The 24644-nt window shown below is 56.6% G+C and carries 18 protein-coding genes; 6 read left to right on the forward strand and 12 right to left on the reverse strand.

The annotated features are described in order from the left end of the window. Nucleotides 1–79: 79 nt before the first annotated feature. A complete protein-coding gene (locus DUD43_RS02615) occupies nt 80–982 on the forward strand; it encodes a LysR family transcriptional regulator (protein WP_153229037.1) in 903 nt (300 codons plus the stop codon). A gap of 84 nt (nt 983–1066) precedes the next feature. Beyond that, nucleotides 1067–1507, forward strand: coding sequence for a GNAT family N-acetyltransferase (locus DUD43_RS02620; protein WP_228125880.1), 441 nt, complete (start codon nt 1067–1069; stop codon nt 1505–1507). 128 nt (nt 1508–1635) lie between these two features. Here the strand turns inward: DUD43_RS02620 and DUD43_RS02625 are convergent, their stop codons facing one another. The 9 genes from DUD43_RS02625 to DUD43_RS02665 all read right to left on the reverse strand — a co-directional run bounded on the left by DUD43_RS02625 (nt 1636) and on the right by DUD43_RS02665 (nt 12498). Beyond that, a complete protein-coding gene (locus DUD43_RS02625) occupies nt 1636–2775 on the reverse strand; it encodes a calcium:proton antiporter (protein ID WP_153229039.1) in 1140 nt (379 codons plus the stop codon). A 313-nt stretch (nt 2776–3088) separates the two neighbouring features. Continuing rightward, nucleotides 3089–3967 (reverse strand): DNA-binding response regulator, encoded by an 879-nt coding sequence (locus DUD43_RS02630; RefSeq protein WP_153229040.1) that lies wholly within the window; start codon nt 3965–3967, stop codon nt 3089–3091. 704 nt (nt 3968–4671) lie between these two features. Next, complete coding sequence (locus tag DUD43_RS02635; RefSeq protein ID WP_153229041.1) at nt 4672–5280, reverse strand: 2-hydroxychromene-2-carboxylate isomerase; 609 nt, start codon at nt 5278–5280, stop codon at nt 4672–4674. Then, complete coding sequence (locus DUD43_RS02640; RefSeq protein WP_153229042.1) at nt 5277–6605, reverse strand: MFS transporter; 1329 nt, start codon at nt 6603–6605, stop codon at nt 5277–5279. The genes DUD43_RS02635 and DUD43_RS02640 overlap by 4 nt, the downstream gene beginning before the upstream one ends. Before the next feature lie 39 nt (nt 6606–6644). Continuing rightward, nucleotides 6645–7430, reverse strand: a complete 786-nt coding sequence (locus tag DUD43_RS02645) for an aldolase (protein ID WP_026485007.1) — start codon at nt 7428–7430, stop codon at nt 6645–6647. A gap of 374 nt (nt 7431–7804) precedes the next feature. Further along, entirely contained in the window at nt 7805–9214 is a 1410-nt protein-coding gene (locus DUD43_RS02650) for a GNAT family N-acetyltransferase (RefSeq protein WP_153229043.1), read from the reverse strand. A gap of 371 nt (nt 9215–9585) precedes the next feature. Continuing rightward, nucleotides 9586–10755 (reverse strand): YncE family protein, encoded by a 1170-nt coding sequence (locus tag DUD43_RS02655; RefSeq protein ID WP_153229044.1) that lies wholly within the window; start codon nt 10753–10755, stop codon nt 9586–9588. A gap of 268 nt (nt 10756–11023) precedes the next feature. Continuing rightward, nucleotides 11024–11497 carry a nucleoside deaminase gene (locus DUD43_RS02660; protein ID WP_153229045.1) on the reverse strand — a complete coding sequence of 158 codons (474 nt, stop codon included), beginning with the start codon at nt 11495–11497 and terminating at the stop codon, nt 11024–11026. A gap of 164 nt (nt 11498–11661) precedes the next feature. Beyond that, nucleotides 11662–12498, reverse strand: a complete 837-nt coding sequence (locus DUD43_RS02665; protein ID WP_153229046.1) for a bifunctional allantoicase/(S)-ureidoglycine aminohydrolase — start codon at nt 12496–12498, stop codon at nt 11662–11664. 460 nt (nt 12499–12958) lie between these two features. On the opposite strand from DUD43_RS02665, the gene DUD43_RS02670 reads away from it, so the two are divergent. After that, nucleotides 12959–13834 (forward strand): LysR family transcriptional regulator, encoded by an 876-nt coding sequence (locus DUD43_RS02670; RefSeq protein ID WP_221080557.1) that lies wholly within the window; start codon nt 12959–12961, stop codon nt 13832–13834. 35 nt (nt 13835–13869) lie between these two features. Here the strand turns inward: DUD43_RS02670 and DUD43_RS02675 are convergent, their stop codons facing one another. The 3 genes from DUD43_RS02675 to DUD43_RS02685 all read right to left on the reverse strand — a co-directional run bounded on the left by DUD43_RS02675 (nt 13870) and on the right by DUD43_RS02685 (nt 17514). Next, on the reverse strand, nt 13870–14772 hold the full coding sequence (locus tag DUD43_RS02675) for a cation diffusion facilitator family transporter (RefSeq protein ID WP_153229048.1): 903 nt from the start codon (nt 14770–14772) through the stop codon (nt 13870–13872). A 196-nt stretch (nt 14773–14968) separates the two neighbouring features. After that, nucleotides 14969–17038 (reverse strand): methionine--tRNA ligase, encoded by a 2070-nt coding sequence (gene metG, locus DUD43_RS02680; RefSeq protein ID WP_153229049.1) that lies wholly within the window; start codon nt 17036–17038, stop codon nt 14969–14971. A 218-nt stretch (nt 17039–17256) separates the two neighbouring features. Continuing rightward, a complete protein-coding gene (locus tag DUD43_RS02685; protein WP_009461132.1) occupies nt 17257–17514 on the reverse strand; it encodes a hypothetical protein in 258 nt (85 codons plus the stop codon). 102 nt (nt 17515–17616) lie between these two features. Here DUD43_RS02685 and apbC point away from each other — a divergent pair, with 102 nt between their 5' ends. Genes apbC through DUD43_RS02700 form a run of 3 tightly spaced genes read left to right on the forward strand, consistent with a single transcriptional unit; the run spans nt 17617 to nt 24629 of the window. Further along, a complete protein-coding gene (gene apbC, locus DUD43_RS02690) occupies nt 17617–18702 on the forward strand; it encodes an iron-sulfur cluster carrier protein ApbC (protein WP_060186266.1) in 1086 nt (361 codons plus the stop codon). A gap of 6 nt (nt 18703–18708) precedes the next feature. Then, entirely contained in the window at nt 18709–20487 is a 1779-nt protein-coding gene (locus DUD43_RS02695; protein ID WP_153229050.1) for an autotransporter assembly complex protein TamA, read from the forward strand. Then, nucleotides 20487–24629, forward strand: coding sequence for a translocation/assembly module TamB domain-containing protein (locus DUD43_RS02700; protein ID WP_153229051.1), 4143 nt, complete (start codon nt 20487–20489; stop codon nt 24627–24629). Before DUD43_RS02695 ends, DUD43_RS02700 begins: the two co-directional genes overlap by 1 nt. The last annotated feature ends 15 nt before the right edge of the window (nt 24630–24644 follow it).

Here is a 24644-nt window from a genome sequence, read left to right on the forward strand (position 1 = left end):
ACGAACAATAATCATCGCTGCTTGAACAGACGGGGGCTGGCGATTCGCCCTGCGTTTTGCTGCTTATCTGGAGAAAGCCATGGACCGCATTGACCTGTTTCGCATCTTTACGCGGGTCGTGGAGTGCGCCAATTTCACCCGTGCAGCGGATACCTTGGGTATGCCGCGCTCTTCAGTGTCGGCGGCCATTCAGGAATTGGAGGGGCGAGTGGGTGCGCGCTTGCTGAATCGCACCACGCGCAAAGTGACGGTCACTCAAGATGGGGCAGCGTTTTACGAGCGTTGCCTGCGCGTGATTGCCGATGTGCAGGACACCGAGAACCTGTTTCGCCAGGCCAGTGTGGGGCCCAGCGGCACGATCAAGGTGGATGTGCCGGGGCGGGTAGGTCGCCTGATTGTGGCGCCTGCATTGCCCGAGTTTCTGGAGCGCTATCCGCATGTCCATGTGCATCTGGGCGTGACGGACCGCGAGGTGAATTTGATCGAAGAGCAGGTGGATTGTGTGCTGCGGGTGGGGCCCTTAAGTGATTCGGGCCTGATCGCCAGGAAAATGGGCAGCTTGCCCTTGATTAATGTGGCCAGCCCCGCTTATCTTGCCCGTTATGGCATGCCCCAGACACCTGCGGACCTGGAAAATCATCAAGTGGTGCGTTATGCCTCGCCCACCAGTGAACGTGTGGCTCCTTGGGAATGGATGGAGCAGGACAAGCGTCAGGTGCTGGATCTGCCAGGCCGTGTGACGGTGAATAATGCCGAGGCCTATATCGCCTGTTGTTTGTCTGGTTTGGGGCTGATTCAGATTCCTGCCTACGATGTGCAGGCGCATTTGCAGGCAGGCGAATTGGTGGAAGTGCTGCCGGATCACCGCGCCGCCCCTATGCCCATGTCCTTGCTGTATTTGCACCGCCAACACTTGTCGCGCCGCTTTCAGGTGTTCGCGGATTGGCTGGAAACCTTGCTGCGGCATTCCGCCTTGGAATGAGGCGAGTCTCGAACGTTTTTTATTGGGGCCGCTCCAAGCAGCACCGGAGCAAATCAAAACGGGGTAGCGATGGAAATCAGAAAAATGCGTGCGACAGACTGGGACTGGATACAGCAATGGTTTCAGGACGAGGACTTGAACCGCGAGTTGGGGCCACTGGATCAGGAGTGGCTGGACCACGTCTTGAATCAAAGCGATGGTGTCCAACTGGTTGCTGAGCAGAATGGTCAGCCCATTGGTTTGATTGGATGTGCCTGGGGTGATGGGCGAAATCTGCCACACGCAATTACCGATATTGCCGTTGCGCCGCCATTACGCGGCAATGGTCAGGCCGGGGCCATGCTGGAAGCGGTATTGGCTTGGCCGGGCCATCCCCCATGTCGTAAATGGGTGGCCTTTGTGTTCCCGGAAAATCAGCGAGCCTGCCGTTTTTTTACGCGCCTGGGTTGGGAACACGTGGACTTTGCCGATGGCATGAACGAGTTCGAGTACAAGTGCGCGGGTTCAGAACCAGGTCAACCCTGAGCTCGGGCTGATTTGAGCAAGGTATGTTCTGAGGGGCAGTTACTCGGCTCAAGAGGACGTCCTGCAGTTGCCTATTTAGCTAGATAGAGGCAGACAAAGCCAGCATGGCCTTGTCTGCCTTATTTTTATCAGGGATAAAACAGCAGCAGCCCGAACACCGCGAAAACCATCAGGTGCATATAACCCTGAATGGGTGAGGTTCGTTTGCCGCTAAAGCTCAAGATACTGAGCAGTGCCGTGATCACAAACAGCACGATTTCTGTGTTGCTGATGCCCATGATCACTTGCTTGCCGGTGATCAGACCAATCATCAGCACCACCGGCACAGTCAGCCCCACGGTAGAGACGAAGGCCCCCAGACACAGGTTGATCGCCCGTTGCATTTCATTGTTCATGGCCGCCTTGATGGCGGTAATGGACTCGGGGGTGAACACGATAATTGCGATTAGCACACCACCGACAGCAACAGGGGCGCCCGAAGCGGCGATCCCGTAGTCCGTCACAATGGCCAGATCGTGTGCCAGCAGGACAATTGGCAAGATCAAGGCGATTAACACCAGGCTGCGTATCAGCATGGCGCGGGTAGCCTGGGGATCACGTGGTGCGGGTAGCTCATCTTCAGAGTTCTGCACCACCTGGTTGGGCTGCACATAGTCATGACGGTGGCTGCCCATTTGCAGATACAGAAAGATGGCATAGACCAGACCTGTCAGCACCGAAATGCCGATGGCCTGGGTTGTGCTGAATTCGCCTGCATTGCTGGTGTAGTTGGGCAGAATCAGGCCCACACTGGTCAGCAGGACGATCATGGACAAATAGGTGTTGGTGCCTTGGTGGTTGAACTCCTGGTCGCCATTGCGCGCCGCGCCAGCAATCAGACACAGGCCGGTGATCAGGTTCAGGATGATCATCATGACGGCGTAGATGGAGTCCCGACCTATGGTGGGAAAGTCGCCCGGCCCCAGCAGTACCGAGGCAATCAGGATGACTTCGATCAGCACAATGGACAGGGTCAGGATCAGGGTGCCGTAGGGCTCGCCTAGTTGATGGGCCAGGTGATCGGCTTCACGGACCACGCCAAACGAGGCCGCCAAGATAGTCACAAACAGCACCAGAAAGACGATGGCCGCCGTAGTGCCGTTCAGGGAGTCTCCTAGCCATTGCCCGCCAAAAATCATGAACAGGACAACAATGGACCAGGAACCAAGCAGACGCAGCCAGGTGATAGGGGTAATGAGTGGAGAGGAAGATGATGCAGGGTGGGCCATCGTGGATGCTCCGCCAAAGAGGTAGGGCCGTCCCTGTACTGAAAAGGCAGATCCAGGTCGTCCCGGATCTGTTTTGAATTGAACTATTCAAGTAGCCACGATTTTATCACCTTGCCCCCAGGCAGCAAGTGCGGTCCATCTGAAGCCGACTTTTTGTGGCTTGCAGCCATCTTTTTCTGTAGATGGCCAGGATGGAGGTGTGAAGGGCGGGTTCCTTTATCACCTTCCTGGCATTGTTTTATTCAGTCGTTTTATTTTTCTGAGAGGGGGTAGAGCAAGTCTCCTGTGGACCTTATTCTTTTCCTGCCGCTATTTATGGCGGACACCAACCCGATGAGAAAAAAGGTGGGCCCATGGGGCGAATACATGGTGTGTTTTCCGTATAGGGTTTGTTCTTCTCAATAGCTTGACGGAATTTTCCAGGAGCGACTCCCGCATAGGTTTTGAATGCGGTAGAGAAATTGGCCGGGCTGGAAAATCCCAAATCAGTTGCAATCACATCAATTTTCAAGGCCGTGGTTTTCAGCAAATACTCGGCCCGATACATACGCTGTAATCGGATATAACTGCTTACACTTAAGCCAAAGTTACGCTGAAATATATTCATGATTTTTCGACGCGAAATCTTGAACATATCGCACAGTTCTTTTTGGCTGGGCGGTGCGCCCAGATTGGCATCAATGGTTTTCTGAATGGCATGGATCAGCATGCTGGTTTCAGCCGTCGTGCTGGGGCGCTGGCTTTGCGCCTTGCCCGACACGAGCGCAGGTGTCATCTGCTTGGGGCAGCGCAAGGGCACGTTGATACGTTCCTTGACCTCATCTACCGCATACGGATTGCCAATGTAATCAACCGCACCTGCCTTTAAAAAAGTGACGCACTCATCACTGCTGCCGTCCATGCGCGAATCCAGAATGATGATGGGGATTTGGGCCGTGGCTTTTAATCCTTGCAGCATATGGGTCAAGGACAAAGCATCTATCCCCGTCAATTGCTTATCCATCAGGATAAGTTCCGGTAGCGTTAACTGGGCCTTGGTATATCCTTGCACTCCGTCAGCAGCAACAGAAACCCGAAAAGCACCAGCCAGCAGGGCTTGAAGAAGTTGTTCGTGCTGTCGAGTGTTATTGGAGATCAGCAGAATCCTGATTTTTTGATCTGGCTGATACTTTATAGTGGCGTATTTGTTCAATATAAAGCCCCGCGCCCTTCTTCTGACGAAGACGGCTACCTTTACTGGCATTGCTCAAGTAGCCAATTTCTTCAGAATACAGACTCAATGAATAGATAAAATCTATCGATATGATTCGTACGGCAGACATAACATTCTGTATCAATGGAAAAAGTAAATTTTCAAAATTGCTCATTGCATTTCATTTTTGGCAGGCGGCATGCCGAAAGCCCGAAACCTGGGCCTTAAGCCGGACCCAAAAGTCCAATTTCAGGAATGCTACGCTGGCGTATCGGTGAATTTTCCTGGCAGGAAAAGGCGTGATTCTACGGCTTTTACCCCTGAATAAAGGACTATGTCCAGGCAGGCCAGCCGTGGTTTTGCCGGCATTAGTGTGCATCTGGATTAGACTGTCCGGGGAAGATTGTGTCGCTCTTTGAGTGATGATTTGTCGAAGCTGGCAGCGCAGCCAGTAGCAAGGCGTTTATTTGCCGCTTTTTTGTTGGATTTTGACCAAGTTCAAACGCTTGTTTTTGATGATTGTTATGGTTATTAGAGCGATTTTGGTATAGATCGTTTGAATCATTTTGACGGGTCAGGGGCAGGGCTGGGGCCTGCGAATGGGACCACAAACAGGGTCACAAACAAGAAGGGCGGGGCAAGGTGTATCTACCTTGTCCCGCCCTTGTTTTAAAAACAACCAGGCTCTGTGCCAGCGTTCAGCGTCAAGCTGACGCAGGATGCAGGGCGATGGCTTCGTCCAGCATCTCCAGCCTGTCCTGGCCCCAGAACAGCTCGCCTTGATACACGTAGGAAGGTGAGCCGAAGACACCGGCTGCAATGGCCTCTTCGGTGTGGGCTTGATACTGCGCTTGCATCAATGGTGCCTGTGCCAGCCAGTAGTCTGCATCCAGCTGCTGTGCCTGCAGAATTCGGGCCAGTTGCGCGGGGTCAGCGATGTTCTGCTCCTCGCACCATTGCGCCCGCAGAATGGCTTTGTACAGATCCAGTACCGGCAAGCCAGCCTGATTAACCGCGATCACCAGGGTGGAAGCCAGCGTGGCGTCCGGGCACATGAAGCGCGGTGTGGGATTCACGTGTATGCCCAGCTTGCGACACCAGCGCTGCAACTCAGCAATTCGATAGGCCTGTCGCTCGGGGGAGCGCTGTCCCAGCAGGACGCCGCCTGTACGCGCATAGACCTGCGGCAAATCCACGGGTTTGTAATGGATAGGGATGCCATGCTTGTGGGCAATCGCTTCCAGCCTGTCAGCCCCCAGGTACGCCCAGTCCGAATTCATCCAGAAGTAGTAGTGAATACCGGGCGTGTTCATGTGCGCACCTTTCGGTTGGATAGGGCGGGCAGGGAGAAATGCGTAGGGCCGTGCATGAACCAGGTACTGGCAAAGGCAATCAGACCCAGCCCGCTCAGGTACCAGACGATGTAGTCGGGTTGGCCATCGCCATAGGCCAGCAGGGAAGTCGCCACCAAGGGAGCCAGACCGCCACCAATGGCACCGGAGACTTGCACGGCAATGGAGATGCCGCTGTAACGCACTTCAGGTGGAAATTGCGTGGAAAACAGGCCACCTTGCGGGCCATACAGCGCGGCATAGACCAGCCCGATCGCAATCACCAAAGCCAGGGTGATGGTCCTGGAGTCCAGGCTGCCCAGCATGGAGAAGAAGGTGGAGGAGAACGCCAACATGCAGATCGTGCCGGCCATGAAGACCCATTTGAAGCCGATTCTGTCGCCCAATACGCCAAACAGGGGCATGGTGAACAGGGCTGCAAAGGCACCCCAGACGGTGGCATCCAGCATGACGCTGCGCTCCACACCCAGGGTGGTGGTGGCGTAGGCCAGGGCAAAGGTCACCACGGTGTAGAACCAGGTCACTTCAGCCAGACGGCCCCCCACGACCAGCAGGACTTCACGCGGGTAATGACGCAGAACTTCCAGAGCGGGGATCGGAACCTGCTTGCCCTTTTTGCTCATCTGCTCGAAGTCGGGGGACTCGGCCACTTTGGCGCGTATCCACCAGCCCACCAGCAGCAAGACGACACTGGCCAGAAAGGGCAGACGCCAGCCCCAGGACAGCATGTCTTCTTCAGGCAGGCTGGCGACCGCTCCCATGGCCAGAGAAGACAGGATCAGGCCGGGAGCAACCCCCGTTTGCGGCAAGCTGCCGAAAAAGCCTTTCTTGCCTTCCGGGGCATGTTCAACCGCCATCAGCACAGCGCCGCCCCATTCGCCGCCCACTGCAATGCCTTGCAGAAAGCGCATCAGGACCAGCAGCACAGCGGCCCAGTAGCCAATGCTTTCATAAGAGGGAATCAGGCCGATCAGGATGGTGGGAATCCCCATCAGAAAGAGCGTGATCAGTAGCATGGATTTTCGGCCCAGTTTGTCTCCAAAATGGCCGAAAACAAATCCTCCCAAAGGACGGGCGAAAAAGCCCACGGAGTAGGTGGCAAAAGCCGCCAGCGTGCCCGTGATCGGGTCAAAGGCGGGGAAAAAGATCTTGTTGAAAATCAGTGCGGCAGCGGTGCCGTACAGGAAAAAGTCATACCACTCTATGGTGGTTCCCATCATGCTGGCCAAGCCAGCGGTAACGTACTGGCGCGACGAACGCGCCTGTCCATTGTTAGGCATCGTCATAGCGACCTCCTGGTGGAAGCTGGATATGGGGTACGGGCGTCAGCGAGTTTTAGTTAAGGGCGCAATGCCTTGGGTCTGACGGGACCAGTAGTCAAAGGTAGCGTTAACAATGGAGGGCTTGAGCAGATAGTCGTGCGCTTCGGCCGCCAGGGTATCGTCCACCGGCGTAAGCGGGCCAAAGGCTGCTTGTGCGCGTACTTGCAGGCGTGCGGCGCGCTCCAGATACACCGACAGGTAGGTGGCTTCCTGACAGCTCTTGCCTGCGGTCAGATAACCGTGGTGGGCCAGAATAATGGCGCGCTTGTCGCCCAGGGCTTTGGAGATGATGACGCCTTCCTGATCGGCAATGGGCACACCGGGCCATTCGCCCAGAAATGCACAGTCATTGTGCAGGGGCGTCATGTCCATTTGCGAAATCACCAAGGGTTGGCGGGCGGTGGCCAGCACCGTGGCCCAGGGCGAGTGCGTGTGGATGATGGAATTGACGTCGGGGCGAGCCTCGTAGACCCACAGGTGAAAGCGGGTGGCGGGGTTGGCCATGCCTTCGCCGCTAAGGGTGTTCAAGTCGCGGTCCACTTCAATGAAGTCTTCGGGGGTGGCCTCGTCAAAACCCAGACCAAAGCGCAAGGTCCAGTACGCGCCGGGGCGCTCGGAACGGACGCTGATCTGGCCCGCCAGACCGGCTTCCTGTTCGGTCATGGCCAGGATGCGGCAGGCGAATGCCATGGTTTCGCGGGTGTCGCGTTGCACTTGCTGCAGATGAGTGGCCATCTCTTTGGTGGCGCGCTCATCAAAATAGGATTTGTCTCTGAGTGGGGTATCCATGTGATTGTCTCCTTTGGTATGCCTCGTCGATCCTTGTGCCGACGATGGGATTCATTGTCTTGATTTACATCAAGAGGAGCTATGCGCGCTGGCTCATAGCTCCTATTCCATTTGCTTGGGGCCTTATCAAGGAGACGAGCCCGGCAGTGGGGCCGGGCCGGGAGACAGGCACCGGGGCGGTTTAGCCCTGGCGCCAGCGGGATCGCTCGCGGCGTCGCGAGCGGGACCAGGGATGTTGCACCTTATGCGGCTGTGGCCGGGGATCGGGTGGATGTCGCGTGTCATTGCTTTCCACGGGATTGGAGTCCGGTTTAGGCGAGTCCAGAAAGACACTAATGGAACAATCGCAATCGAGGTACATGGACAGTCCTTTGTCAACGTGAAGAAAGGGGAGGCGGTACGGCGGCTCCGTTGCGGGCCGGTGTGCCTTCCGAAAAAAACGTGTCGTAGCTGTCTTGCAGGGCATGCAGGATCAATTCGGGGTAGTTGTCTTGCTCGGCGGGCAGGCGTAATTGCAGCTGCGCCAGATGCTCGTTGTCCTGCTGCCCGCCCCACTGCTTGTGATAGTGGCCATGCTGATAGCCGCGCAGCTGACGCAAGCGGTTCAGGGCATTCTTGCCGGCGTAGGAGTGGTAGAGCGTGTCCAGTGTCAGACCGCAAAGACCGGCCAGTTGAGCAAAGCCGCTGAAATCAAACTGACGTGTCTCCAGCACACGCAAGGTAAAGCGTTCCAGAGCCGTCATGATGGCCGTAGAGTCGCTGGCGGTAGCCGATGCATGTTGGAGCTGATCCAGCGCGTTGGCGGCCTCCTGTTCGCGCAGCGCATCGTCGGCACGCAGGACATCGCACAGACCAAAATGCAGGATGTCGATCAGCTCCAGCTGAAGTTGCGGCAGATTGCGCTCGCAATGCTGCCACCACTTCCAGTCCAGGTAATCGGCCAGTTCCGCACATTCCACCCAGATCGCCCGGTAGTAGTCCTGCTTGGCCACTCGCCAGTTCGGATCAATCAGCTGATTCAGCTCGGTTTGCAGGGCCAGCATTTGCTTCAGGCGGCGGGCCCCTGGACCGGCGGGGGCGACCGTCACTTGCTGGCCCAAGCGGTGTTTCTGACGACCTTGTTCGTCAAAGTTCTCGGGTGCCAGCCAGGCCTGGAAATTCGCTTTCAGGGCCGGCCATTCCTGATCGGTGATGGCGAACCAGGCCGTGTCGCGCGAGCGGCCCTTGTACACAATTGCCTGACGGAAAATGCCTTCGTAACGAAAGCCCAGTCGTCGTGCCGCTGCTTGTGAGGGAGCATTGTGCGTGTCGCACTTCCATTCGTAGCGACGGTAGCCCAGGCCATCAATCGCATAAGCCATCAGCAAGTAGTGGGCCTCGGTAGCCATGCGGGTTTGTTTCAGGGCGGGCGACCAGGCAACAAAGCCCACTTCAATGCAGCCGTTTTGCGGGTCGATACGCATCAGGGACAAGGTGCCCAGTGCGCGTCCTGTGGCTTGTTCGACGACGGCATAGTGCACGGCATTGCTGGCCTGGCTGATGGTTTGCAGGTGCTGGTCGAACTGCGCGCGGTTGTTAAAGGGTTCTACAGACAAATAGGTCCAGTCGCGGCCATCGCTGGCGCTGCTGTAGGCCTGGTACAGGCTGTCGCCATGTTGCTCCGGGTTCACCGCTTCAAGACGGCAGTATTTGCCGTGCAGAACGCAGCGCGCTGGCTGCGGGCGGGCTTGCCAATGAGGGAGCGAGGGGCCAATAGGCTGGTGATAAGCGTTCAGCTGAGCCATGAGATGTCTTCAATAGAAAACGCTCCTGAAATGCCAATCCGTGGCATATTAGGAGGCGGGAAAGGGAGGGAGTGGGCTGGGGGACAAGCGATGTCGTGCTAGGCCACTAATTGATTCTATTGAGCAAGTGGCAGGTTGCAGCAAACCGCTTTGCTGCCTGTTTCCAGACCGCATTGCTGAAACGGCTTTGAAACGCCCAAGAGCCAGCCCCGGCGGGCCCTGGCTTGGGGCTTGAACAGCGGACAAAACTATCCTGCGGCCCAAGCACAGATGGGGTGCAGGCCGCCTGGCAGACCAAAGTGGCAGGTATTAAAAAAGCCGAGCTACCTTGTGGGTAGTCTCGGCTTGGGATCAAGCGTTAAGCCAGAGGCTTAGAGCTGATTCAGGTTCAGACGCAGAACGCTGTCCTTGGCCCCTTTCAGGTAGTGCGGGCTCTTGTCGCCATGGGGGACCTTGATGGTGACAAAAGCGGTCTGGCCGTCAGCGCTCAGAGTTACGCTGTTGGGGTGCACAGGGGCGCTGATGCGGTGTTTCACAGCCAGGGTGTTGGCATCCAGAATGGTGACCGAACCGGTACCGGCGGGTGTTTCACGATCCACGCCACGGTTGGTGGTGATCAGCTCTTTGCGAGTGTCGTTGTACACGATATCCAGCAGGCCCAGACCCACGTCGGCGGTGTTTTCCACTTTGCCGGAGGTGGTGTCGAATTGGTAGACCTTGCCGGTGTTGGCGTCAGCACCAAACAGTTTCTTGCCATCTGCGCTCAGGGCAATGTTCACGAAGAAGTGGCGCGAGTCTTCACGCTTGTCGCTCTTTGCGTCGCCGGTGCTAAAGCGCTGTTCGATAGCGCCAGTAGTCGGGTTGATGACAGCAATTTCATCCTTGCCGCCGTGGCCCACGAACAGACGCTTGGTGTTCGCATCGTAGGCAGCGCCAGCAGGCCACAGACCCACGTTGTTGATGTTGTGCAGAATGCGGCCTTCGGCGCCGTCCACAATCCATACGCGGCCACCTTCAGAGGGGTTGGTCACGAAGATGCGGTTGTCCTGCTCGTCAATAACGACTTTGCGGGTGTGTTCCCAGCCGTCCTTGCCTTCTTTCTCGCCCAGTTGAATCAGTTGCTTGACGGTGCCATTCAGGCTGTTGATGGCCAGCAGCGAGCCGTCCAGGGTGTTGCCCACGTACAGAGTATGAGTTTTCTGGTTCAGTCCCAGTGCGAAGGCGCGGCGTGGCAATTGAATCAGCTGCGATTCACGCAGAGTGTCCTGGTCCAGAACGTGCAGGAAGCCAGCAGCACGGTCTTCAAACAAGGGAGTAGCGGCAACAAACAGCTGCTTGCTGTCTTTGGCGGCCAGGATTTCGTAGGCACCATCAATGGTGTCCTGACGGAAGGTGACCTGTGCCTGAGGGGCTGTCGCGTTGAAAGACGATGTTTGGCCCGCTTGTTGCGATTGCGGCGCGGTCTGGCATGCGCTGAGCAGCAAAGCGCCCATTACGGAGGCAACAATCATTTTTAAAGAGGCAGGGCGGGACGCAATCATGTATTTCCTTTGGGATTGGACATAGACAAGCTGAATGCAGAACGGGTGGGTTTGTGAATGAAAAGCCTGTAAAAGGCGAATTGCACAAAGCCAAGGCAGCTTCAAAACAGTGTTTTAAAAATGGAATGCCGCTGGGTCTGATTCAGTATCAAGATAATAAATGAGAATCGTTACTATAACTGCTCTGTTTTATAAACTTTTCTTACTTGTCTGTCTATGTAAATACGCAAAACCCTGCTCGATTGCAGGGTTTTGAATGGTCGTTGTTTTAGTCCTGCTTGGAGTCGTTTCCAAAGCGGGCTTGCCAGGCTTCGTACACTTTGCGTTTTTCAGGCAAAGGCAGGTGTTCCATTTTCACGCCCTGCTTGCCAAAGTCCTGCTGCATCTTTTTGTAGAAGGATTCGGTGGACCAGCCAAAAGGCTCGCCTTCTGCATCGTCGGCGCAATACACCACGCGCTCTACGCCCGAGGCGATCATGGCGGCCATGCACATGGGGCAGGGGATGCCGCTGGCATACATGGTGCTGCCTGCATGGCTGCTGCTTTTCACGTTCTGGCTGGCAGTACGCAGGGCCTGGATTTCGGCGTGTGCGGTGGGGTCGTGGGCGATGTAGGTCTCATTCACCCCTTCGGCCAGAACCTGGCCATCACGCACCAGCACCGCGCCAAAGGGCTGGCCGCCGCGGGCGACATTCTCTTCCGCAATCTGGATGGAGCGCAGTAGATAGTGTTTATCGTTCATGTTTTTCTCCTGTAGAGAGGCAAGGTTGAAATGAGCCTTGAAACCAGAGTCTTTGTTTATGCCTTGTGGGCCGCAGGCCGCCCAAGGGGGACGTGTTCCGGTTTGGCGTGTGTGTAATGCAAAACAGCCGCTGACGGGCAGCGGCTGTTCTGTTTTATGCCCTATTAGCGATTGCCGCCAATAGTCAGGTTGGCATGACGATTCACGTCTTTGTACAGCAAGTAGCGGAAACGGCTAGGGCCGCCCGCGTAACAAGCCTGTGGGCAGAAAGCGCGCAGCCACATGAAGTCACCGGCTTCAACTTCAACCCAGTCCTGGTTCAGGCGGTAAACGGCCTTACCTTCCAGAACGTACAGACCGTGTTCCATCACGTGTGTTTCAGCAAAGGGGATCACGCCACCGGGTTCAAAGTTCACGATGTTCACGTGCATGTCGTGACGCAGGTCGGACATGTCGGTGAAACGGGTGGTGCTCCAACGGCCTTCGGTGTCAGGCATGACGCCAGGTTTCACGTCTTTTTCGTTGGTCACAAAGGCTTCTGGTGCATCCAGGCCTTCCACGCGCTGGTAGCGCTTGCGGATCCAGTGGAAGTTGGCCAGCTCGCCCGTGCGGTTGTGCAAGGTCCAGTTGGTGGAAGGAGGAATAAAGGCATAGCCGCCTTCTTCCATGATGTGCTTGGTACCTTCCAGAACCAGTTCCAGCTGGCCCTTGACGACAAAAATCACGCCTTCGGCTTCAGGATCGGACTCAGGATTGTTGCTGCCACCCTGAGGACTCACTTCCATGATGTATTGGGAGAAGGTCTCGGCAAAGCCGGACAGAGGACGTGCCAATACCCACAGACGGGTCTTTTCCCAACCGGGCAGGAAGCTGGTCACGATGTCTTGCAGCACGCCCTTGGGTAGCACGGCATAGGCTTCGGTGAACATGGCGCGGTCCGTCAGCAGTTGAGTCTGAGGAGGATGGCCACCTGGAGGGGCGTAGTAATTGACTTTGGACATGTTGATTCCCATTGAAATTCAGTAAGGAAAAATCTGTCGAACGGCACGGCGCAATCCCGGCGGCTGGCAAAAGGCTCAGGCGGGATGTCGTTGTAATGCGCGGGACCAATACACCTTAACGATTGCTGGTGATATTTACAAATTAAATGTATAAATCTCTAGTATTTGTTTTTTGAATGATCGGGATTGTGGAGACTGTTGGCAGCAACAACTACTGCAATAGCGTTAATGCCAGAGCCAGCAGCGGTGTTGTCACCCGTGCCGGTGCTTATCGATGTCACGGCCGTCTTCGAGCAACATTTGATCTCAGTTCAGTGTCCGTACGCCGTGGGCTACAGCTTCATTGGCTATCCTTGTTGCAAAGCTAATATCAAGTGGTAGCCGACAATTTACTTGTGCCATAGACGGATTTCAGAAGGGTTTTGAACGAATGGACCATCAACTATCAAGCAGTCCCAGCCTGAATCGGCCTTTGTACGACCTGGACCTGCTGCTGGCCTTGTTGACGGTGGTCGATTGCGGCAGCTTCACGGCGGCCGCAACGCGTTTGCATTCCACGCAGTCCACGATCAGCCAGAAAGTACGGCGTCTGGAAGAGCTGGCCGGGCTACGTCTGCTGGATCGGGCCAGTCGGGGAGTAAGCACGACCGAAGCCGGGCAGACCTTGCTGGGCTACGCCCGCCAGATGCTGGCTTTGAATCATCAGCTGTCTGAAGCGCTGTCCGGTTCTTTGGTAACTATTTCCGTGCGTCTGGGTGTGCCAGAGGACTTTACCAACGGCCAGACCATGCGAGCCTTGGCCGGTTTCAGTCGTCGTTTTCCGCAGGTGCGGTTGGAAGTCAGTAGTGGCTTGAGCAGCGATTTGCTGGCGGCCTACGATCAGGGTGAGCTGGATCTGGTGCTGGTCAAACAGCGTCACAATGCCCGTGAAGCGGTGGCCTGTTTACCCGAGCAGACGGCATGGGTAGATAGCGCGACTGATCCGGTTTTTCATCTGGACCCCATCCCTTTGGTGACCTTCCCGCGCCGTGGCGTGTACCGAGAGGAAATTATCAGTGCTGTCGAATCCTTGGGACGTCGCTGGCGTATCAGCTTTACCAGCTCCAGTTTGAGCGGGATTCAGGGGGCGGTAGCAGATGGGATGGGTATCAGTTTGCTGCCAAGGCGTGCTGTGCGGGATGACCATATTGAACTGGGGCAAGCGCAAGGCCTGCCCCGTATCGATGCTTTTGAACTGGCGATCTTGCATCGGCCTCATGCCAATGAAATGGTGACGGCCTTGTCCCGTGTGCTGGTCGAGATGCTGGCTCCCGAGAGTGAACGCCACACCGGCTAGGGTGGCGTTTGGCCTGCAGGAGCGATCAAGGAGCGTCAGGCTTTCGCGTTGGGTGTGACCGGATCAAAGTGCGTCATGACATCCAGCACAGGTTCTTCGGCCATCACACGGTCTCGCGCAGCGACGGCAATGGCATGGCCTTGATCAATAGTCAGCGTGCCATCCATTTCCAGATCCACCTCCACCCAAATCATGTCTCCCAGTTTGCGGGTCCGTAGCTGGTGTATTCCTTCTACACCGGGGGTCTCGCGCAAGAGCTTGGCAATGCGCTCTTCGGTTTCCTGATCGACCGCTTTATCCGTCAGGTCGTGAAATGCGCCAATAGAAAACTTCCAGCCCATGCGTAGAATCATCAAGCCCACAATACTGGCTGCCAATGGGTCACCCAAGGGCAGGCCTGCCAAGTTGGCCATCACCCCGAGGCTGACGACCAGCGAGGAGGCCGCATCCGAGCGGGCATGCCAGGCATTGGCAACCAGCATGGTTGAACGTAGACGCTTGGCGACACGCAACATGTAGCGAAACAGGAGTTCTTTACTACAGAGTGCGGTGAAAGCAATGGCCAAGGCAATCGGGTGCACGGCCTCGATGCTGCTGGGATCGCGTAAGGAGGACACGGCATTCCACAACATTCCCAGACCCACGGCCAGCAAAAGGCCGCCAATCGCGAAGGTAGCGGCTGTTTCGTAGCGTAAATGCCCGTAGGGATGATCTGCATCTGGGCCTCGGCGGCTATGGCGATTGGCAATCAGCACCACAAAGTCCGACAGTAGATCAGACAAAGAGTGAATCGCGTCGGCAATCAGGGCCTGTGAATGGGCAAAGAGCCCCACCACAATTTGCAGCACGCTTAAACCGATATTGACAAGGACACTGACCCAGGTGGTGCGTTGAGCACCACGGTGCCGATCCAGTTCAGAAGGGGTGATGTTTTTCATGCCAAAAGGTCCTTGCGTTCAAAGCAGCAGACTGTGCATCAATACAGCAGTTTCAAGATGAAGAGTGTATCGGCTTTCCTGGGTGGCGGGGCGCTGAAAGGGGCGTGGCAGGCTGTTTTGAGCCTATTCTTTGGTATATGTAGACAAAAAAGCCTCGCTTTTTAGGCGAGGCTTTTTTGCGTATCAGGAATGCGTCTTAATTGATGCGCATACCGGGCTGGGCACCTGGGAATGGTTCCAGAATATAGATGCCTTGATCCACTGCATCATCAGCATGGCTGGCAGCCAGAACCATGCCCTCGGACACGCCAAAACGCATCTTGCGAGGAGCCAGGTTAGCCACCAGAACGGTCAGCTTGCCGATCAGATCATCGGGCTGGTACGCCGACTTGATGCCGGAGAACACCTGGCGCAAACGGCCTTCGCCAGCATCCAGGCTCAGACGCAGCAGCTTGTCCGAACCTTCCACGGCTTCGCAGCTCACGATCTTGGCAATGCGCAGGTCAACCTTGATGAAGTCCTTGATGTCGATGGTGTCGGCAATGGCCTCGCCACCGGGCAGGACGACGGGAGCCGGTGGGGGAGCCAGCAGCTCGTCCACCATGGCGCTGTCTACACGCTGCATCAGGTGCTTGAAGGGGGCGATGTGATCAGGCAAGGCAGCTACGTCGTCCCAGACAAAGTCGCGGTCCAGACCGAAGAGCTCGCGGGCCACGCGATCGGTCAGGGTAGGCAAAATGGCGGTCAGCATGACGGACAAGCCCTTGAAGCCAGCCAGGGTACGCGAGCAAATGTCTTGCAGCGCGTCTTTCTGGGCTTGTTCGGCAGTCGCAATGCCTTTGGCCATGACCCAGGGTTGGGCCGTATCAAAAGCCTGGTTGATGATGTCGGCCTGAGCCATGATTTGGCGCACGGCACGGCCGTACTCACGGCTTTCCAGATCGGCGCGAACTTTTTCGGCAACTTCCTTGAGCTGGTTTTGCAGCTCGGAGGTGTCGCCCTGGTAAGCCAGCTTGCCATCAAAATGCTTGCTGATGAAGTTGGCGGCACGGCTGGCGATGTTGACGTATTTGCCAATCAGGTCGCTATTGACGCGGGCGATAAAGTCATCAGGGTTGAAGTCCATGTCTTCAACGTGCGAGTTCAGCTTGGCGGCCATGTAATAGCGCATCCACTCGGCATCCATGCCCAGTTCCAGATAGCGCAGGGGCGAAATGCCTGTGCCACGGCTCTTGGACATTTTTTCACCGCTAACCGTGATGAAACCGTGCACGTTCAGGGCGTCAGGCACTTTACGGCCGGAGAACTTCAGCATGGCAGGCCAGAACAGGGCGTGGAAGTACACGATGTCCTTGCCGATGAAGTGGACCTGCTCGGTATTGCCTTCAGGGTCCAGCAAGGCATCAAAGTCCAGACCGGCTTTGGCGCAGTAGGCTTTCAAGGAAGCCAGGTAGCCAACAGGGGCGTCCAGCCAGACGTAGAAGTATTTGCCGGGAGCATCAGGAATAGGGATGCCGTAGTACGGCTCGTCACGCGAAATGTCCCAGTCGTTCAGGGAGGCTTCAGCGCCTTCGCCGGTACCCAGCCATTCGCGGGTCTTGCCCAGCACTTCCGATTGCAGACGTGGCTTGCCCTGGGCGTTCTTGCCTGTGGTCCACTCTTGCAGGAAGGCCACGCAGCGCGGGTCGGACAGACGGAAGAAGAAGTGTTCCGAGGTCTTCAAGACCGGACGTGCATTGGTCAGGGTGGAGTAGGGCTCGATCAATTCGGTAGGAGCGTAAACCGCGCTACAGACTTCGCAGCTATCGCCGTACTGGTCCTTGGCGTGACACTTGGGGCACTCACCCTTGATGTAACGATCGGGCAGGAACATGCCTTTGACCGGATCGTAGAACTGTTCGATGGTGCGGGTATCAATAAAGCCGGCGCTTTTCAGCGTGCGGTAGATATCCTGGGCCAGTTCAACGTTGTCTGGCGAGTCCGTGCGGTGCCAGTGGTCGAACTTGACGTTAAAGCCGTTCAGGTAGGTGGGGCGCTCGGCCGCAATCTTGTCCACCAGTTGAGCGGGGGTAATGCCAGCGCTTTCTGCCTTGAGCATGATGGGCGCACCATGGGCGTCGTCCGCACACACAAAATGCACAGTATGTCCCGACATTCGCATGGACCGAACCCAGATGTCGGCCTGGATATATTCCATGATGTGGCCGATGTGAAACGAGCCGTTGGCATACGGCAGGGCGGTCGTAACAAATATCGTTCGTGACATGACTTAACAAAATAAAAGAGAAAGGGAACAAGGATTCTACGGTCTATTGCAGACTTGTGCTGCGCCAGACAGAGGAATGTCCACGGGCAAGGTGCTGATTGGCAATTGCGAATGATACAAATGCACACACCCTGAGCCTTTGGCGACTCAGGGTGTTCGGGGGCAGTGCCTAATCAGCGTTGCTGCTCGCCAAATGTTTGGCGCACAGTCAAGAACTGTTAAGGAATCTCGCGCATCTCGATGTCGGTAACATCACGCGAACGTGGTGTTGTCGACTGTTTGCTAGCAGCGGCAGGGCGGCGGCGCTGGTCCCAATAGGCTTTAACACCAAAAGGACGGCCACTAATACGCGCCACAATGTATAAAATGCCGATCGCAATAGCGGTAGAAACCATGAAGATAAACGCCATGATTGCACCGAAAATTGTCAGCAAGACAAAGAGGGCTGTGCGGATAATCTGGTTAAATGTGTTCATAGGGTTAGTATGACATCATAAGTGTAAAAAAATTCCTCTTGAACCGCTAATTTTCTGGTTTAAAGGTATGGTGATGTTTCTTTATATCAAGGTTTTGGATAAATGACAGTGAGTTCCGAGCGCGTGTTGCAAGCCCTGGCGAGTGTGACCGATCCCAACACGTTAAAGAAGTTATCGGTCGATGCGGGTCGATGCGAACTGAGCATTGACCAAAACCAGGTTGAGCTGACTTTGCATCTGCCGTATACGGCTTATGACATTCAGGGACAACTGCGCGAACGTATCGAGCAAGCCTTGGCGGGCGTGGGCGCCACCCTGTCCAAGCTGCATCTGAATCCTCGCATTGGTGTGCATGCCGTGCAGGAAGGTTTGCGACCCATGCCCAATATCCGCAACATTATTGCGGTGTCCTCGGGCAAGGGCGGTGTCGGTAAAAGTACAACGTCGGTGAACCTGGCTTTGGCCCTGCATATGCAAGGCGCGCGTGTCGGTTTGCTGGACGCGGATATTTATGGCCCCAGCGTGCCCACCATGCTGGGCCTGCACGAGCGCCCGCGCAGTGCAGACGGCAAGATGATGGAGCCGCTGATCGGCCACGGTCTGCAAGCCAACTCGATTGGTTTCCTGCTGGACGAAGATGCTCCCGCGATCTGGCGTGGCCCGATGGCAACCCAGGCGCTGACACAGCTGCTTACACAAACGCGTTGGGATGATCTGGATTACCTGATCATCGACATGCCTCCCGGCACCGGCGACATTGCGCTGACCTTGTCGCAAAAAGTGCCTTTGACGGGCGCGGTAATTGTGACCACCCCACAGGATCTGGCACTGATCGACGCCAAACGTGGCCTGAACATGTTCCAGAAGGTGAATGTGCCTGTTCTGGGTATTGTGGAAAACATGTCGGTCCATATCTGCTCGAACTGTGGTCATGCTGACCCGGTCTTCGGTCAGCATGGTGGTCGCGATATGGCCAGCCAGTTCAACGTGCCTTGGCTGGGTGCCTTGCCTTTGGCAATGAGCATTCGGGCTCAGACCGACTCCGGTACCCCGACGGTGATTGCCAGCGCAGACAGTCCCGAGGCCCGCCTGTATCACGAGATTGCCAATCGCGTTTCGGCTAACTTGTCGCAACTTCCTCCAGACACGTCGGGGCAGCGCCCCAAGGTTGTTCCTCGTCCTCTTTGAGTACGTATGCGCAAATCCGGCTTTTGCCTGTTGTTCTCGATAGTCCTGAGCCCTGCAGTATGGGCTCAGTCTTCCGTTCCCGATGTCATTATTGATCCGGGGGGCGTGCCCCCCCAGGCGCTGAAAGAAATTCAGCGCGCGGTCAGTGCCATTACGCGTTTGGCGGAAGACCAGGACCTGGGAGAGGTCTCGCGTCTGCGACGCCGGGCTCACGATGCGACCGTCTCCGCCTTGCAGACCCAGGGTTATTTTGACTCTGTGGTCACGCTGGAGGTGGGCGAAGATTCCAGCGGTGAATATTGGGACATCATTATTCAGCCGGGTGAAATCACGCGTGTACGCGACATCGCTCTGGACTTCAAGGGCAAGATTCAGGAGCCGGAATACCAGGTGCGTCTGGAAGGGATCAAAGCCAGCTTTCCCTTGAAAGTGGACGATCCCTTTTTGAATTCGGTCTGGTCCTCCGCCAAGTCGGATCTGCTGGAAAGCGTACAGCGCCAGGACTTTTACTACGCCCGTTATATCGACACACGGGCGACGGTCTTGGCCGATGAAGGCGTGGCCGACCTGTCCCTGAAAGTGGATAGCGGGCCGCGGGTTCGCATGGGCCCGCTGGAAACCACCGGCCTGAAGCGAGTCCCCCAGTCTCTGGTAGACCGCTATGTGCGCTATACCCCCGGTGATCCTTACGATCAGGACAAGCTGGACGAGTGGCAGCAATCTTTGGCTGCCACCACTTTTTTCCGGGGGGCTTTTGTCACGTTGGATGAAGAGGCCGGCAAGAAGAAAGAACTTCCGGATGGGGATGTAGAACTGCCCGTGCGTGTACGGGTGACAGAAGCGCCATCCAAGCAGTTCACCGGCTCTTTGGGTTTTGACAGCGACCACGGGGCGCGTGTTGAAGCCTTGTATCGAAAGAATATTGTGTTTGGCCTGCCAATCTGGTCCGAGGCCGGTATTGGCGTGGATAAAAAGCGCCAGCGGGCCTTTTATGACATCCACTTGCCGCCCACCATTAGCGGCTACAAGAACAGTTTTGGTGTTCTGTACGATCGTTCCGACATTGAAGGTCTGGACACAGAACGTGCGGCCTTGGGCTGGAAGCTGCGCCAGGAACGGCAGGCAGCGGGCAATAGCCGCGTGGAATACGAAACCGAATGGGGTTTGCTGGGAGCCTGGGACAAGACCAAGATTTCCGGCCTGCCCACCCGTGAAACGCCTTCCGCAATTGCAACCTGGCAATGGCTGCGTCGCGACGTGGACAAGAAATACGATCCGCGCGAAGGCAATCTGATTGATTTCGGCGTGGGTGCTGGTGTCACCCTGGACAAGGGCGAGACCTTTTACCGCAGCAATTTGCGACTGCAACAGTGGTGGCCAGTTGGAGAGCGGGATATTTTGTCCCTGCGGGGTGAAATCGGTAAGGTTTGGCGCATGACGGACCGCACACCGCCTGATTTCGGTTATCGAACCGGGGGCGCTCGCAGTGTCCGCGGCTACAAATATCAAAGCATTGGCCTTCAACAAGGCGATGCCGTGGTGGGCGCGCCCGCCATGGCCGTAGCCAGTGTGGAATACACGCACTTTTTCACCAGCATGTATGGCATGCGTGCCTTTGTGGACGTGGGTGATGCTGCGCCCAGCTTTGGTGATATGGATTTAGCCTGGGGCTACGGTTTGGGTGCGGTTGTGCGCACCCCCGCTGGTCCTTTCAATCTTGATCTGGCCTACGGCCAGCGAGACAGACGCGTACGTTTGAGCTTTTCTTTGGGAATCGCATTTTAATGGCCTGGGTTCGGCGCTGGTTCCGATATTTCGCCTTGTGGGGCATTCCCTTTGTGGTGATTGCCCTGCTGCTTGTTTGCGGCTTTGTGTATTGGGTGCTGGCCAGTCAGGCCGGGACACGCTGGGCCTTGCGTACGGCTTTGCCCTATGCGCAGGGCAGCGCTCAAGGGGTACGCGGAACAATCTGGGATGGCTTGAGTATCGACCACTTGGTGCTGGGTTTGCCGGATACCCATGTGGATATCGAGCGTTTGCGCTTGCAGGCCAACTGGAAAGAGCTGTGGGAACGCCGCCTGCACGTGGTGGAGCTGAGCGCTCAGAAAGTGGACGTGGCCTTGACCTCCTCGGATGCGCCCAAGTCCGACGAACCCTTCAAAATGCCCGAGCTGCCGATCAGCATTGCCGTGGACAAGCTGGCCTTGGGTCAGTTCTTGTTGACGCAGGATGGCACGCCCTTGCCGGTCGCGATTGCGGACTTGTCCTCGGCGCTGGCCTTGGATTCCGACAGCGCGCAACTGCGTCTGTACGATTTGATGGTGGCCAATGAGTCCATTCGCGCTGGGTTTCAGGGCGAAGTGGAATTGGCGGGCCTGGAAGCGCCTTACCCGGCACGAGCCGATATTCAAGTCATTGCTCGCGGTTTGACGGCCGATTCGCCTATTTGTGCGAAACAGTATTTGCCTGCTTATGCAGAGCAGTCGAAATCTGGCAAACCTGCCGTGAAGGTAGTAGCCGATCAGTCCAAAAAAACAGGTGCCGCTGAAACGGTCAAGACCAGTGCCAAGGCTGCAGCAGCTCCCGCTGCTGCGCAAGCTGACAAACAGACTGCAGATAAAGCAGCAGAAAAATCATCAGAAAAAACGTCGGAAAAAGCTGCAGAGCAAAGTGCCGAACCTGCAAAGACTGCGACAACACAGCAAGGTCAATCTGAGGCCAGCGCACCGAGTCACGCAGCTCCTGCCAGCCAGCCAGTCGATCAGCCAGTAGACGCCCATGGTGTCGCCGGAGTCATCAGCTCCGAGCCCGAGGGCAGTGCAGGTCTTGTCGATGAAGAACGTATCCAGGAGCCGGTTGCTGTTCCTGAGCCCGAGCCTTTGCCTGATTGTGTGGTCAACGCTCAAATCACCTTGAATGGCTCTCTGGAACAGGCCACCTTGCTGCTCAACGGTCATGGCCAAGGCTATAGCCTGGACGCCAGCGCAGAGTTGAGCCCGCTGGACTCCGTGCCCGTGCGTCAGGCCAAGCTGGCTGTGAAATTGCCGGACGAGTCTTCGCTGGATGCGGATTTCGCCTGGGATGCCACCCAGGAAGGTGTGCACGTTCAGGATCATTTCAAAGGCCAGTTCCGCAGCGACAAGCTGGATCTGCACGCCTTGCTGGGTGATGTGCTGCCAGACGCCCTGATCAATACCCAAGGTCAGTTCGATGTGATCCTGGCGGATAAAGAGCAATTGCTCTCTGCTGATGTGGATGTGCAGCTTTTGCAGGGCAGTCGCTGGAACAAGCAGACCGCTATCGGGCAGATCAAGGCCAAAGCTTCGGCACCGGCTCAGCCGGGCCAGCCAGATTGGTGGCGATTGCTGTCGGTTTCGGATGTGCTTACCGATATGAAGATTGGTGACAACCAGGTTCTGCTGAAAGGTGGCTTTGGAATGTCCGGCAAGGCCGAGCTGGATTTGCTGGCGAAGGTCTCTCGTGCCGAGCAGCTGTGGCCTGGTCTGGAACTGGGCAAGGCTTCGGCAGAAGGGCAGTTGCGTGGCGATATTGCTCATCACACCTTGCAGCTGAAAGGCCAATACGATTTGGGTGGCAAGGCCAAGGGGCAGTTAGGTCAAGGTCTGGCCGAGGCCGATCTGGCTCTGGAAGGTGGCTGGCACTTTGCCGATCAGGGCAAGGCCGCGTATTGGGATGGCAAGGTAAACCGTTTGGTAGCTGACCATGCCGGATTGATCGTGCGTTTGCAGTCGGCTCTGCCTGTACGCTTTACCGATGCTCTGCGAGCACCGGAGCCTCCGGCTCAAGTTGCCAAGGCAGATGCACAAGCAGATGCCAAGGATCAAGCCAAGGTAGAAGGTGATGTAGCAGGCCAGGGTACTGCCAAGGAAGAAGCGACTACGTCAGCGACCGCACAGACGGCTGCTTCGTCTGCTCCAGCGGCAGCAGAGCAAGCGAAGGCACAAGCTGGCGCTTCCGAAAACGCAGCTGATAAAGCAGCAAAAGCTCCCAAGACCCCCGAGCCATTGGCTCCCTGGTCAGTCCGAGTCGGTGCCGGTACCTTGAGCACCACAGTTGATGGTGAGCCCTGGATCAACCTGCGTCACCAGGAGTCCAGCTACCAGCCTGGCCAATGGGCCAGCCGTGGTGAATTACTGGATCTGGTCTTGTCCGAGCCCCGCATCGCGCGCTTGCTGCGTAAAGTTGGCGTAGAAGAAAACGCTGACAAGGCCAAGGGTGGCGTTAAGATTGTTAAGCACAAGAAAACCCAGCCGCCTGAAATTGATATCAAAGCCCGTTGGGATCTGAAATTTAATGGCGCCTTGTCTGGACAAGTGCGCGTCGACCGCGTTGCCGGGGATGTGCAGGTCTTTGCGGAACCGCCCATGTCTTTGGGCCTGGAAGACCTGAGTATCGTCATCAATGCGAAGCCTACTTCGGCCACGACCAGCCGTCTGGATGCTCAGATGGATGTGCGTACCAAGGAAATGGGTTACGTCACCGCCAAGGCGCAGACTCCCATTCACGGGCTGGCCCTGAACGAGAACGATCGTAAAACGGTTAGCATTCAAGCCAATATCGACGACTTGAGCTGGACGCGCCTGTTCCTGGGTGATGCCATGGAATTGGGCGGCCGTCTGAACGCGGACGTGAATATTGATGTGGGCGCGAAATGGGCCTGGACCAGCCGTGGCACGGTAACGGGCCGCGAGTTGCGCTTCACCCGTCTGGATGACGGTATCCGTCTGATTGATGGTCAGCTGGATGCTCGTTTCGATGGCGATATTTTCAGGTTGGAGTCCTTGAGCTTCCCGGCTCGCCCACGGGTAGAGCCGCAAGAGTGGCGTACGGCGACCTGGCTGAAAGAAAGCCCGGATGCCAAGGATGGCAAGCTGACGGTGTCGGGACAATGGAATCTGAGCACTCAGCAAGGGGCTTTTGGCGTCGATATTTTCCGCTTCCCGATTCTGCAACGTTCCGACCGTTACGCCATGATGTCCGGCAATATCGCCTTGAACATGGAATTGCCGCGCATTGCGATTACCGGCAAGGTCGAGGCCGATGCGGGCTGGTTCAACCTGGACATGCTGGGTGGCATTCCTACCGTCGATAGCGATGTGGTGATTGTGCGGGCAGGTGACGAGCCTGCTTCCGAGCCTTCCCAGGCCGCTACTGACATGAGCATGGAAATTGATGTGGACCTGGGCCCGCGCTTTTACCTGACGGGTTACGGCGTGAACTCCGGTCTGGTCGGCAGCCTGCGCGTCACCATGATTGGCGGCAAGCTCACCGGCATGGGTGCTTTGCGCACTCGCGGGGGCCGTATCGAGCTATACGGTCAAAAACTGATGCTCAAGCGCGGAACCGTGACCTTCCAGGGCGACATTACCTCGCCTATCCTGGACATCGAAGCCTTGCGTACCGGCCAGGCGGTAGAGGCAGGTGTTAAGGTAGCCGGTACGGCTCGCAAGCCCAGAATCGATCTGGTGTCCTATCCGGAAGTCAGTGAAGTTGAGAAACTGTCCTGGCTCCTGCTGGGCCACGGCCCGGATGATTCCGGTGGCGATATGGCCTTGCTGCTTAGCGTGGGTACCTCTTTCCTGGGCGATGGTGAACCCTTCTATCGCAAGTTCGGGATTGATGAAGTGGCCATGCGCTCGGGCGATCTGGGCAGTGCCGGTAGCATTTTGCCGGTGGAAAGTGTGGTCAAATCCCTGAACAGCGGCACCAGCAACGAAGAGCGCAAGTTTATTGCGATCAGCAAGGCACTGACGGCGGACATTTCCGTTAGCCTGGAGCAGGCCATGGCCGATACCGGTACGGTGGGTCGGGCCAGCTACCGCCTGGCGCGGGGCCTGACAGCCGAGGTCAGTGCCGGTACGGTAAACGGTCTGGCCCTGATTTACCGCTGGTTCTCGAAGGATTGATGCGGGCTTGCCCGG

The organism is Alcaligenes faecalis (assembly GCF_009497775.1).
GTDB classification, from domain to species: domain Bacteria; phylum Pseudomonadota; class Gammaproteobacteria; order Burkholderiales; family Burkholderiaceae_B; genus Alcaligenes; species Alcaligenes faecalis_D.